Consider the following 13,745-nt stretch of genomic DNA (forward strand, 5'->3'; position numbering starts at 1 on the left):
AGTTTAAAAAAAATCAAACCGAATGGGCTTATCTGCTTGGTGTATTTTGAAGTTTTGCGTTCATTCTCTTTTCATAAAGAGGACGCTCCTTGGAGGCATGTCTCATGGCTAAGAAGTTATATGTAGGAAACCTTCCTTTTAGTTGTACTGATGCTGAGCTTTCACAAGCTTTTGCTAATTATGGTGCTGTTACTAGCGCTCGTGTTGTCACTGATCGTGAAACTGGGCACAGCAAAGGTTTTGGTTTTGTTGAAATGGATCAAGAAGATGATGCCCTCAAGGCTGTAGAAAACTTAAATGGCAAACCCTTTATGGGTCGTCCTCTGACAGTAAATGAAGCTAGACCACGTGAAGAAGGAAAACGCGAAGGTTCGTATAATCGTCGTGGGTATGATGCGAGAACATAATTCGCATTACTTTAAAGCAAAAAAAGAAAGAGACAATAAATAAACTTTTATTGTCTCTTTCTTTTTTTTGGGGAGTTATTATAACATTTGTAATTATAAAATTTAAGATAATAGTTTATTTGTTATGAATTTATGCATATGTATAATAATACAAATAATTATACAATTTAAACATTTAATTTTAAAAAAAAAATTAAATGTTTATCAAATTATAGACTTAAAATTTATAGATTTAAAACTGTATATTTTTTTTTCTTTATGTTAATTGAGTCTACAAGAGGAACTTCAGTAAGTAATATTAAGCTTATACTGGTTTTGAATTATAATTATTCCACTGTTAGTTATCTTGAACCTAAACTTAAAAATATGGTACTTATGATATTGAAATGAAATATTAACAACATTGTTTTGGTGTATTATGTATAGAAATTTTTTGAAGCAAAATTATTACTATTTTTTTCTTTTTCTAATTGTAGCTGATGTTCTTATTATTTCAATTTCAGAATTTTTATCATCAATTCTTGTTTTAGATCAAGTATTAAATTTTACTCAAATTTTTAAAAATTTAATTGTTGTTTCAATTTTTATGTTTCCTTTTCTTTCTTATTTTGGAGTTTATTCTCCTTTTAGAAGAGCAAATTATATTCAGATTTGTAAGAAAATCATATTAGCGCATATATCTTTTTTTATTGTATTCTCCACAATTGTTTATCTTATAAATCAAAATACTTTTATTTTTAAAGTAACTTGGATTTCAGTTTTTGTCAGTATTTCCTTTTTCATGTTTATTTTTTCAAGATTGCTTTTATTAACTGTCCTAAGATTTTTAAGAAAAAGAAGTTTTAATACAAGATCGATTTTGATCATTGGTACTGGGGAAATGGCAGAAAAAATACATGTGCGATTCCTAGAATTTCTTTGGACAGGATATAGAGTAATTGGATTTATAAATCATGAACAATCTAATGAATTTGAACAAAAAAGTTTTAATGGTGTTCCGATATACAATAAACCAAAAGATCTATCTAAGTGGATTGAGGAACATTCTGTTGAAGAGATCTGGTTTGCTTTACCACTAAGTCTAGATGGTGAAATTAAAGATTTACTTTGGGAGTTACGGCATAAACCCATTCCAAAAAGATATGTTCCAGATATGTTTGCTTTAAATGTAATTACATCTTCAATCGGACAAATTGAAGACATCCCCATTTTAGATTTAGAAGATTCAAGAATTATAGGAAAATCAATTATAATAAAAGATATTTTAGATAAATCTCTTGCCTTAATTATATTAATTTTAATTTCTCCTTTAATGATTGGTATTGCAATTGCAATTAAAGTTACCAGTAAGGGCCCTATTATTTTTAAACAAAAAAGATATGGTATTTATGGAAATGTATTTAATGTTTATAAATTTCGATCTATGAAAATGCATACTGAAAAAAATATTATACAACAAGCTCAAAAAAATGATCCAAGATTAACTATTATTGGAGGGTTTTTAAGAAGAACAAGTTTAGATGAACTTCCGCAATTTATTAATGTACTTCAAGGAAAAATGTCTATAGTTGGGCCAAGACCTCATGCAGTAAGTCATAATGAGTATTACAAAGATTTAGTTACTTTATATATGCAAAGGCATCTCATTAAACCAGGTATCACAGGACTTGCACAGGTAAATGGTTCTCGTGGTGAAACAGATACTGTGGAAAAAATGCAAAAAAGAGTTGATTTTGACATGGATTACATTAAAAACTGGAGTGTTTTTTTGGATTTAAAAATTATATTTCTTACAATATTCAAGGGATTTTTCAATAAAAACGCATATTAATTATATAATAATATTTATTAAAAATTAAAAAAGAGAATTTAAATGAATAAAATAAATTCAGTTTTATTAGTTTGTATTGGTAATATTTGCAGAAGTCCTTATGCTGAAACAAAGCTTAAAGAGATGATTAAGAACTCTAATTTAGAGAATTTTAATATTTCTTCTGCAGGCATAAATGCAATGATTGGTGAATCTGCGACTTTAAATTCAATTAAGGTAGCTAAAGAAAATAACTTAGACCTTTCAGCTCATATTGCAAAGCAATTAACTATATATCATGTAAAGCAATATGAATTAATTCTTGTTATGGAAGAAGAGCAAAAAAAATGGATAGAGAAAAAGTTTCCATTTTCATTTGGTAAAGTTCACTTAATTGGGAAATGGAATAATGAAATTATTTATGATCCATATCAAAAACCCTATCCTGCATTTGTAGAAATGGCTAAAAAAATAGATTTATGTTTACTTGATTGGTTAGAAAAATTTAAATAATATTTAAGGAATAATTTTTTATGGAGTTTTTGAGAAATTTTAGAGTGTCGGTTATTTTAAAGCTAAATTTAGTTTTAACAAGTGGATGCGTTTTTGCTCCAGGAATGCATGTAGAAGATCCTATTGAACAAGTTTCTAAAAATGGGGATATCGTCACCCCAAAAATTCAGCAAATTAATGCTAGATTTATTAAAGATAAATTAACTAAAGATAATGAACAAAAAATAATTTTAAAAAATAATTACTTAGCTCCTAATGGATTTACTCAAGACTCTAATGGATATACATATAGAATTGGCTCTCAAGATGTTATTAGTATTGTTGTTTGGGATCATCCTAATTTAACCAATCCAACTCTAAATGATGGTGTCAGTTCTTCAAAATCAATGCCTTCAAATATTTCATCGTCTCTAGGAATTTCAGTAGATCAAAATGGAAATATTTTTTATCCTTATATAGGAGAAATAAAAGTAGCAGGATTATCTATTCCTGAGTTAAGAGTTTTAATTACTAAAAAACTATCCATCTTCTTAAAAAATCCACAAATTAATGTTACAGTAAACGAATTTAACAGTCAAAAAGTAGCTGTGGTAGGTGCTGTTACAACACCAAGAGTGATCCCAATAACAAATACTCCTTTAACCATTTTAAATGCAATTACTTTAACAGGAGGACCAATTCGTTGTGGAGTTAATCAAAATAATAATGTCGTTGAAACAGAATGTTCGGATTTAACTGCTGTAACAATTAAAAGAGGAAATGTAAGTGTTTTAGTGGATTTAACAACTTTAGAATCACCCAAAGGCACATCTGAAAATTGGATTTTAAAAGACGGTGATGTTGTAACAGTTCCAAGTAATATTAAAACACAGGTGTTTGTTCTTGGAGCAGTTAATGCACCAGGAGCTTATAATATAAATAATGGAAAACTTGCATTGTTAGATGTTATTGGAAACTCAAAAGGTTTTTCTAATCAATCATCCCCTGAATATACATATATTATTCGTAATTTTTATAATGAACCTGAAATTTATGCTATAAATCTTCGATCGCCAGACTCGCTTTTGTTAGCTGGGCAGTTTTATTTGAAACCAAAAGATATTGTATATGCTTCAAAATCTAAACTTGTTCAATTTAATGAAGTCATGAGTCTTGTAACACCATCAATGAATACAATTAATCAAGGTGTTAGTACTGCTGTCGGAATTAAAACATTAAGCAATTAAAATTAGGGTTTAATATGAAAAATGATGAAATTATCTCTCGAAATCCAAAATATAAAATGGAACTACAATATACCGACATAAAGAAATTAATAATATTTGTTACAGAAAAGAAATGGAAGATTATTATTATATCTTTGCTTTTTGGTTTTTCTGTTTTAATTTTTAGTTTTTTTAAACTACCTACATTCAAAACATCTTTATTATTAGATTTAAATTCAAGTAAGGGTTCTGCTACACTGTCGAATTTAGTAAGTAAAATCAATCCAATTTTACCGCAAGAAGACTCTGCTTATGAAGAAGAGTCAGCTATTATTAGATCATATGCTGTTCTTGCTCCAGTCATAAAAGAGCTAAAGTTAGATATTAGAGCAGATGTTAAGCTTTTTCCTATAATTGGAAAATTATTTTATTTTAATTATAAAGATGAAGGATTAACTAATGATGGGTTAGCAGCACCTGTCATGAATTTAGATCAATTTGCTTGGGGTGGAGAAATTATAAATATCAATTATTTTCAAGTTCCTGATAGCATGAAGGGTGATAATTTTACTATTGTTTACTTAGGTGAAAATAAATTTAATTTATTTGATAATAATGGGAATAAATTAATATCTGGTAAAATGAACGAAAAATTAATTCATAAGGTTTATAAAGAAGAAATTTCAATTAATATTAAACAAATTAAGGCAAGACCAGGAATTAAATTTAATATAAAACAATTATCAATGGATAATGCAATTGAAGATTTGTTAAAAAATTTAAATATTTCAAGTTCTGGAAAAAAATCAGATTTAATTTCTTTATCATATCAAGGAACAAATCCTCTAAATACAGCGAAAATACTAAATGCAATTGCTGAATCAGCCGTTATTCAGGATATTTATCAAAAGCAGGAGCAAGCAAAAAGAACTCTTGATTTTTTAAGAAAGCATGAGCCAAAAGTTCGAATGGATTTATCTAATGCAGAAACGTTACTTCACGAGTATAGGGCAAAAACGGGTAACGTTGCTCTTGATCAAGAAACTAAGATTACAATGGATACAATTGCTCTTTTACAGGGTCAGATTTCGCAATTATTAATACAAAAAGGGCAAGTAGAACAAAAATATACAGACCAAAGTTTACAAATTAAAGATGTGAATACAACTTTAGATAAATTGAAGCAAGAAAAAGATAAATATGAAAAAAAATTGAAATCTCTTCCAAATGCAGATCAAATTGCATTGAATTTAATGAGAGATGTTGATATTCAAAATCAAATTTATGTAAATCTTGTTGAAAAAATTCAACAGTTTGAGCTTTTAAAAGCAGGTACAGTTGGTGATTTATCTATTATAAGTTATGCTTTTAAACCATTAAAGCCATCAGAAGTTTCAAAAGTACTATTATTTTTTATTTCAGTTGTATTAGCTGGAATATCTTCTATAGCAGTTATTTTAATTCGAAAATTCTTTTTTTCGGGTATTCAAGACCCACATTTAATCGAAGAAAAATTCAATATAACATGTCTTGCTTCTTTAAATACAAGTATTTTACAGAAACAACAAATTTTTAATTTAAGTAAAAATAAAATTAAAAATCTTAAGTTCTTAACTGAGATGGATTCATTTGATTTAACTCTTGAAAGTTTAAGAAGTTTAAGAACAAATTTAGGATATCAAAACCAATTTTCAAATAATAAAGTAGTTGTTTTTTTAAGCCCTAAACCTAATGCAGGGAAAACTTTTATTTCAGCAAATTTTGCAAATGTATTAGCAGAAGCTGGGAAAAAAGTTTTATTAATAGATGGAGATTTAAGAAGAGGAACTTTACTAAACTATTTTGACTCTAAAAGTTCTCCGAGAGGGTTATCTGATTTATTAATTCATAATTTAAATATTAATGATTTAATTTTGAAAACTAGAATTAAAAATTTAGATTTTTTGCCTCGAGGTAATTATTTTGATAAAATTACATCTCTTATTGAATCTTCAAATATAGAACAAGTAATGAAAGAAATTTCCCCTTCTTATGATTATATTGTTATAGATACACCACCAATATTATCCATTTCTGATGCTTTTCATTTTTGCAAATATAAAGCGTTTTCAATTATTATTTTTGGAAATGAATCTCATGATGAAAAAGAAATATTAGTTTCATTAAAGAAATTTAATATGTCTTGCGAAGAATTAAACGGGTTTATTTTCAATAATGTTTCAGAAAGGTTGAGCGATTGTTCAAATAGATATTCTTATAAATATTTAAGCAATGATTAACTATTCCAGTTGATATTATTTATATAAGGTTGAAAAATATGAAAATATTATTTCTTGTAGGTATATATCCTCCTAAAATTTGTGGAATTGGAGACTATACTTATAAATTAAAAATGAAACTAGATGAAAAAAATATTGAAACTAAAGTTCTTGATGGCCTAAATTGGAAAACAAATCCTTTTAAAATATATAAAATTATAAAAAAATATAATCCGGATATTATTCATATTCAATATCCACTCACAGGATTGTCCGCGCATATATTATTATTAATGTGCTTTTTGAAATATAAAATATTAATAACTGCTCATGAATTTGCCGAAACCCATTGGACTAGAAAAATATCAATGTTTATTTTTCCTCTATCAAAAGCTATTATTTGGACAACAAATTTAGAACTAAATAATTTTAAAAAATATTTTCCCATAAGAATTCCCTGTAAACATAAAGTGATTCCTATTGCAAGTAATATTCCATTTATTGAATCCAAACCATATTTTCAAAGAGATAAAATTATGGGTTTTTTTGGTGGAATTAGGCCTTCAAAAGGTTTAGAAGAGTTTTTTGAACTTGTTGAGTTATTAGAAAAAGAAAATAGTTTTAAAATAAAAGTTATTGGTTCAACTTCAGAAATTTATATGGATTATTTTAATTCAATTAAACAAAAATACTCTCACTATGATATTGAATGGAATTTAAATCTAAGTGAAAAAGATGTGGCTTTAGAGTTGAGTAAAATGAAGTATATTTATTTACCTTTTGAAGATGGAGCCTCAGAAAGAAGAGGCTCATTGTTAGCTGCCATCGGAAATGGTGCTTGCGTAATTTCTACAGCTGGTAAATATTTAACTCCCATTATTAAATCATCAATACATATTGCTGATACGCATTTAATGGCTAAAGAAATTATTGAAAATGCAGAAAAAAATTTCAATGTGGAAAGTAAAAATGGAATGAATGAAGTAAAAAAATATTATAACTGGGATAAGATAATTAATTTAAATATAGACTTGTACAAAGAAGTTTTAAAAAATTCCTAAAAAAGAAAAATTATGATTAATATCTATTATAAAAATGTTTTAGAGTCTCTATATGTATATATATTATTTTTTTTATTATGTTATAATGATTTTATTTCTGGAGTTATTTTTGGAGCATTAGCTTCTAGTCCAGTTCTTTTTTTAGTCCCATTTTTCGCAATTTTAGAAGTATATTATATTATTAAATATAGAAAAATTGAGTATAGTAAAATGGATATATATATAATTTCATTTTTAATTTTCTCAATTTTTATTAGTATTTTTTATATATTCTTTTTTATGTTATTGAGAGGAACGGATTCATTCCAAAATGCGTCCTATTTTTTCAGGTTTACATCTTATTTAATAACAATAAGTGCATTATTTATTACATATAGACATTCAAAATATATTTTTATTAATTTTAAACCAATGAATATTTATTTTGGTATTTTTGCAATAACACTTACACAAATATTAATATTAATAATTGAAATAATGACTATGCCAAATGCGTTTTCATTTTTACATTTTGTTTATCCCGCTCCTTATTTTGGAATAAGATTATTGGCTTATGAAGCTAGTGTTTCTGCTTTCATAGTTCCTGTTTTAATTGCAATTGCATTATACTACAGTAATTTTGTCAGAAAATCTAAAATTTCATCTTTTATATGTATTTCATTTTTTGTTTTTTACTCAATTGTAACAACTTCAAAAGGATTTTTGCTTTCTAATTTTTTAACTATAGGATTGTTTTTATTCGTTTTATTTTTCTTTTATAAAAATAAAACTAGAAACTTTATAATTATTTTTCTTGTAATTTGCTTCATTCCAATATTTTTAATTTATTTTTATCCCATATTTATAGAAAAAATGACTTCTGAAAACCAAGCATTAACTTTCTCAACTCGATTTTTAGATACTATTTCTGGCGTTTTTGGACTCATTGATTATCCATTAGGACATGGGTTTGGAGTTCATCAAGAAGCTCTTTTGGAGTTATACTCAAGTAATTCAAATAAATTAAACTTCATTCTAGGATCAAATATTGATATCTCCGAAATATCTCGTTTTTCTTATGATAATAGGGGGCTAGATAATAAAAGTTTGTTTTCATTTGCTTTAAATATTAGCGGTATTTTTGCTTTATATTTAATGTATCAAATTTTAAAATTTTTCTTAACTAAAAATTTTGTGAGTCATATTCAACTTTATTTATTTTTATATGTTGTTTTGTCTTTAACTTTTTTTATCTCATTTAATGGAAATTATTTGTTAGCTGTTTATATTGCATTTTTAGAAATCAATGTTTTTATTCCAAAGCAAAATAACGTTTAAGATTTAAAGAATAGGATCATTTTAAATCATAAGTTTTACTATTAATAAAATTCATAAGATTATTTTTAAAAATTTCTTTGGAAAACCTTTTTGCATTTTGCAAACAATCATTGGGTAATATTTTATCTTTAAGCGATTCAAAATAATGTATCGAATCTACCAAAGATTCTACTGTTTGCTCTTTAAATAAAATTCCTGTTGGATTGTTGCTGTTGCCAATATTATTTACAATTTCGCAAGCCCCACCTTGACCATTAGCAATAACCGGTGTTCCACATGCTTGAGCTTCAACAAGTGATATTCCAAAATCTTCTCTACCTGGAAAGATAAATCCTCTTGCTTTAGAAATTATTTTAGCAATGGTTTCTTTACTTTGATATCCAATAAATTCTATGTTAGGAAGCGACATTTTTTTTAATTTATTTTCACAAGTTCCTGAACCAATAACAATTAGCTTTTTTCCTAAAATATTAAATGCTTTAATTGCAATATCAAAGCGTTTATAAGGCTCCATTCTTCCAACTATAACGTAATAATCTTCTTTAGATTCACTAAAATAGCTAGAAAATAAATCAATATCAACTGGAGGATGAATTACATGTGAATCTACTAAGTGTATTTTTTTGTTCCAGTTAGACACAAATTTTGAATTTGAAATAGTGTAATCAGGCCTGCTTGAGGCAATGGAGTCCCACATTCTGACTTTATGAGATAGCCATTCTTTAAATATTCCTAAGATATTTCCTTGAGTATAATTTGATTTTTCTTCATAAAGATATTTTAATCCTCTAGCTTGCAAATAACTAAAATGAATTTGATTGGGGTATGTTATAACACCCCTTGCTACTGCATGGGATGAGGAAATAACAAGGTCATATTTTCCTAAATTAAATGATTCTATTGCCATTGGCATAAATGGTAAATAGATTCGATATAATTTTTTTGCAAAAGGTAGTTTTTGTATGAATGAAGTGCTTGCTTTTTTGCCTTTAACAAAAAATCTTTGTTTGTCATCTAAAAAATCAATTAAGGAAAAAATATCACAATTTGGATAGCATTCAATTATCTGTTCTACGACTCTTTCAGCTCCTCCGTATACAGTTAACCAATCAATTACGAGAGCAACTTTAATATCTGAATTCTTTGACATAGATACCTATAAAATTATTAAAATAAAATATTTTACATTTTTTATAGATTAAACAAAAAATGTAATTTAATCTATATCAAAATGTAATGAAAAAGAAATTTATATTTATTAGTATAAAAATTGAAATATTTGATTTTATATTATGTATTTCATATAATTATAAAATATTAAATAAAAAACATTTATCTTAAATGATTAAATTTATTAAAAAAATATTTTTTGTTATTTTGCTTTGGACCCTATTTGAATTAATAAACTATTATAAAAGTTTTTGTTCAAATTCTTTGATATTAAATAATAAGCGATTATCTTTCAAAATAAAATCATTTTTTACTTGAATAAAGGGCTTTATATTAACATTACTATTGAGAAAAGAATTCACTAATTTTAGTAATTCCTCTGGATTGAAACAAGATAATTCTTTGAAGTCATTTTTGAGATCATAATATAAACCAACTGTTTTCTTATATTTTTCATAATCATGCATGTATAATATAAAAGGCTTACCAGTCACAGAATAATCTATAAATAAGCTTGAATAATCTGTGATAAGAACATCGCAGATATTCATTAAAGGATAGGGATCTGGTTCTTTATAAATATAAATCTTATTTTTAGAGCTTTCATCTAAATGTAATTGAGAGCCAATAACATGACCCTTATAAATAATAATACAATTTTCTAAAGATTGAAGACTTTTTAATGTAGTAATAATTTCTTTAGAATCGTCATATTGTCTATACGTTGGAGCATAGACTATAAGCTTCATGCCCTCTTTTTTAAATTTTTCCAGATTTTTTAATTCTTGATTATATAAAATATCAGAATTTACATCTGAAAAATTTTTGTCAAAAGCTAGATACCTAGGGAAACCTATCTTTTGACAATGATCTAAGGGCTTTTGAAATGCATGACTAAGCATACATTTATCGCCACCTACTAACAGCTGATCGCAATATGAGTAGTTTAATTGTGGATAAAAATAAAATAAAATCTTTTTAAATATACTATTATTACGTTGTATATCATTAACAACCTTCTTTAGCGGAACACCATGCCATAGCTGTATAACCGAAACTCTATTCATAAAAATAGGGGAAAGGTCATATGTTCCATGCGATAAAAAAAACTTTTTTGCAAAGATTAAATAATAAAATGCCTTTAATGTATAAAAATATTCTATATTTAAGTTATATTCTTTTTTAAATTTTAATAAACTTTTTTCTTTAACAAGATAAATAAATTTGGGATTATTTCTATAATTTAATAATAAATACTTAGAATTATCATTAATAAGTTTTCCAGAAGCAGCTGATAATACATAGTATTTTCCATTTATTAATCTTGTTTTTCTTAATAGACCGAGAAATAAATAAAGTGGATAAAATAAGATTGACACAAATAAAGAAATCTTGTTACTAATTAAATGTATCAAGAATTTCTTGTTTTTTCCCATAAATATTATCCTTTAGCTCAAAATGATATAGCTTCGAAATGTAATTAAATAAATTATAAATATTAATTACACTTCATCTATTCCTAGAACTTGTAAATTAAAATTAAACCAACGATCCATTGGTGTGTCACCTTTTATAAAAGGTGGAATAACTTCTTCTAGTTTAACAGGAAATCCAACTTTTTTTCTCTCAATAATTTCTTTCGGAATGATATCTTTAAAAATTCTTTTCAGAGGTGCTTTTACGATTCCATCTTTCATTCGGTAATTAAAAGGAACTCCAGCCATTCTCTCTATTAGTCTATAATCAACAAAAGGTTCTCGAGCTTCAACGGAGCAAAGCATTGTAGAATTATCAAGACGTCTTAATAAGCCATGTAAGTGAGCGGTTTGAAAAAATGCGGCCACAATACTAATGGGCTCTGAGAAATGCATAAAAGGCTCTAAAGCATCTTCTATTATTTCTAAATCTTTTACTGAGCCATAAGCATAAAGATCTGCAAATTTCTCAATATTAAAAGTTTTAGTTTCATTTGCCCAACGAAATATGCGATCGTAACCAAAAAAGAGTTCATCCGCACCTTCTCCAGAAAGGATAACTGTATTTTTTTGCTTTACCTTTTTCGTCATTAAATAGATAAGGACTTCATTTGGGACAGAAAAAGGTTCCATACGTAATTTTATAAGTTTTTTTGCAGTTTCATAAAATTCTTCAGCATTATACTCAACTTCATGATGTTGAGAGGAGCATGACTTTGCGGCAAGGGCTGCATAATCAAACTCATTATTTGTTTTACTTCCAATTGTCCAAGTATGTTCTGTCCCAGATAGTTTAGCTATAATTGTAGAATCTATTCCACCACTTAAATATGATCCAACAGGAACATCGGAAACAAGACGGCAACGAACTGAATCTTCAATAAGGTAACGAAGCTCTTCATCGGTAGGAGCTGCTTGCTCTATTTTTTGGAATTTCCAATAACTATTTATTCTATTATCTTTATAAAATGATCCAGCTGGAAACATTTTTATATTTTTATATATTGTTCTTCCGTTAAAGAAAGTTCTCAATAATCGATATTGTTTAAGTGCAACTGGATCAATCTTTGTTTCGCTTGTTAGTTTAATGATAGAAGAAATTTCTGAAGAGAAAATAAGAGTCTCATCATGATCATAGTAATAAAGTGGTTTTACACCTAAACGATCTCTTGCTGCAAAAATATTTTTTTCAATAGTATCATAAATAACAAATGCAAAAATTCCATTTAACTGATCTAAACATTTTATACCAAGTTTTATGTATAACTTTATTAAAAGTTCAGTATCTGAAGATGTTTTTAATTGAATTCCATATTTATTTGCGAGTTCAAGATAATTATAAATTTCTCCGTTATAAATAAGAATATATCGACCATCTTCAGATGAAAAAGGCTGATTGCTTCTTGGATTAATATCAATTATTGATAGCCTATTATGACCAAGATAAACATTATTATCTTGATATATTTTTCCAGAAACATCTGGCCCTCTATGCTCCATAAGCATTAGACTGGCAAGAAAGTCAGACTTTTGAATATTGTTTAATTTAGCAAATAATAACCCGCACATAATAACCCTCAAAACGGAAAAATTTGATTTATTTTTATTGCCTGTTATCTAAACGAAGATTTTGTAACGTTTGATTAATAATTGTAGAAGAAGTTCCTTTAAGGTATGGGAAAAAAATAATTTTAACACCCACTTCTTTAAATTGTTTTTCATAGTCAGACCATTTGTCTGAAGAGTACCAATCATCGCCAACAATCATTACATCAAATTTAACTTTTCTCCATACTTCAAATTTATCCATACTCTCTTGAGCAATTACGGAATCAACGTATTTAACGCTTCTAATGATTTCAACTCTTTCATGAAATGGAATTACAGCTTTCTTGTGTTTATATGAAACAAGTTCGTCAGTAGTAACGCCGACAATTAACTTATCGCAAATTGATTTTGCATTTCTAAGTAAATTTAAATGACCAATATGAAATAGATCAAAAACTCCTGTAGTGTAACCTAAAAGCATAAAAACCTCTCTTTTAATAAAACAGCAAATAATAAAATGTTTTAGTAAAATAAGTAAAAAACTTTTATCAATGCAAATTAAAGTTAATAAACAATAATTGGATTGATCAAATAGCTTTATCTTATTTATTATTTATTACTAAATAAAAGACAACAGAGAATCTACAAATTTACATACAAAGCTAACTTATCAATTTGTACCTTACTACCAGCAATTTTTTTTCTCAACTTTCTAGTCACTAAAATTATCTACTATTTTAAAATTTATGATTTCGGATGAAAAAATTTTCATAACTTGTTTATTTTTATTTTAAAAAGATCTTATAAAATAACAAAAAAAACCAAATATATTATTATTATTAAAAATTAATAACTAAAAATTTATAATAAAATATTTGAGTTGCTAGAGTTTATTTGAATAAATGTAAATTAATTGGTTAGTAAAATATTCATTAAAATAATCCAAAAATTTTTGCTAATTTTTTTTTGTGATATTTTAAA

Annotated in this window: 11 protein-coding genes; 7 read left to right on the top strand and 4 right to left on the bottom strand. The window is 26.4% G+C overall.

Annotation, left to right across the window (positions count from 1 at the left end; translation table 11 throughout):
- Positions 1-104: 104 nt before the first annotated feature.
- The 7 genes from GCL60_RS09725 to GCL60_RS09755 all read left to right on the top strand — a co-directional run bounded on the left by GCL60_RS09725 (position 105) and on the right by GCL60_RS09755 (position 8,571).
- Complete coding sequence (locus GCL60_RS09725) at positions 105-407, top strand: RNA recognition motif domain-containing protein (RefSeq protein WP_153420460.1); 303 nt, start codon at positions 105-107, stop codon at positions 405-407.
- 418 nt (positions 408-825) lie between these two features.
- Complete coding sequence (locus GCL60_RS09730; RefSeq protein ID WP_153420461.1) at positions 826-2,238, top strand: undecaprenyl-phosphate glucose phosphotransferase; 1,413 nt, start codon at positions 826-828, stop codon at positions 2,236-2,238.
- Positions 2,239-2,280: 42 nt separating this feature from the next.
- Positions 2,281-2,730: a low molecular weight protein-tyrosine-phosphatase gene (locus GCL60_RS09735; RefSeq protein WP_153420462.1), complete on the top strand. Its 450-nt coding sequence runs from the start codon at positions 2,281-2,283 to the stop codon at positions 2,728-2,730.
- Positions 2,731-2,750: 20 nt separating this feature from the next.
- Entirely contained in the window at positions 2,751-3,956 is a 1,206-nt protein-coding gene (locus GCL60_RS09740; RefSeq protein WP_153420463.1) for a polysaccharide biosynthesis/export family protein, read from the top strand.
- Positions 3,957-3,970: 14 nt separating this feature from the next.
- Positions 3,971-6,214 carry a polysaccharide biosynthesis tyrosine autokinase gene (locus GCL60_RS09745; RefSeq protein WP_153420464.1) on the top strand — a complete coding sequence of 748 codons (2,244 nt, stop codon included), beginning with the start codon at positions 3,971-3,973 and terminating at the stop codon, positions 6,212-6,214.
- A 38-nt stretch (positions 6,215-6,252) separates the two neighbouring features.
- Positions 6,253-7,254 carry a glycosyltransferase gene (locus tag GCL60_RS09750; RefSeq protein ID WP_153420465.1) on the top strand — a complete coding sequence of 334 codons (1,002 nt, stop codon included), beginning with the start codon at positions 6,253-6,255 and terminating at the stop codon, positions 7,252-7,254.
- A 12-nt stretch (positions 7,255-7,266) separates the two neighbouring features.
- Entirely contained in the window at positions 7,267-8,571 is a 1,305-nt protein-coding gene (locus GCL60_RS09755; protein WP_153420466.1) for an O-antigen polymerase, read from the top strand.
- A gap of 16 nt (positions 8,572-8,587) precedes the next feature.
- Here the strand turns inward: GCL60_RS09755 and GCL60_RS09760 are convergent, their stop codons facing one another.
- From GCL60_RS09760 to GCL60_RS09775, 4 genes are all read right to left on the bottom strand, one after another.
- A complete protein-coding gene (locus tag GCL60_RS09760; RefSeq protein ID WP_153420467.1) occupies positions 8,588-9,721 on the bottom strand; it encodes a glycosyltransferase in 1,134 nt (377 codons plus the stop codon).
- A 259-nt stretch (positions 9,722-9,980) separates the two neighbouring features.
- Positions 9,981-11,177, bottom strand: coding sequence for a CDP-glycerol glycerophosphotransferase family protein (locus tag GCL60_RS09765; protein ID WP_153420468.1), 1,197 nt, complete (start codon positions 11,175-11,177; stop codon positions 9,981-9,983).
- Positions 11,178-11,243: 66 nt separating this feature from the next.
- The gene (asnB, locus tag GCL60_RS09770; protein WP_153420469.1) at positions 11,244-12,785 is read right to left on the bottom strand and encodes an asparagine synthase (glutamine-hydrolyzing); all 1,542 of its coding nucleotides are present in this window, start codon (positions 12,783-12,785) and stop codon (positions 11,244-11,246) included.
- A 34-nt stretch (positions 12,786-12,819) separates the two neighbouring features.
- Complete coding sequence (locus tag GCL60_RS09775) at positions 12,820-13,245, bottom strand: FAD synthase family protein (RefSeq protein ID WP_153420470.1); 426 nt, start codon at positions 13,243-13,245, stop codon at positions 12,820-12,822.
- Between the last annotated feature and the right edge of the window lie 500 nt (positions 13,246-13,745).

Source organism: Silvanigrella paludirubra, from assembly GCF_009208775.1.
In the GTDB taxonomy this organism is placed as follows: Bacteria; Bdellovibrionota_B; Oligoflexia; order Silvanigrellales; family Silvanigrellaceae; genus Silvanigrella; species Silvanigrella paludirubra.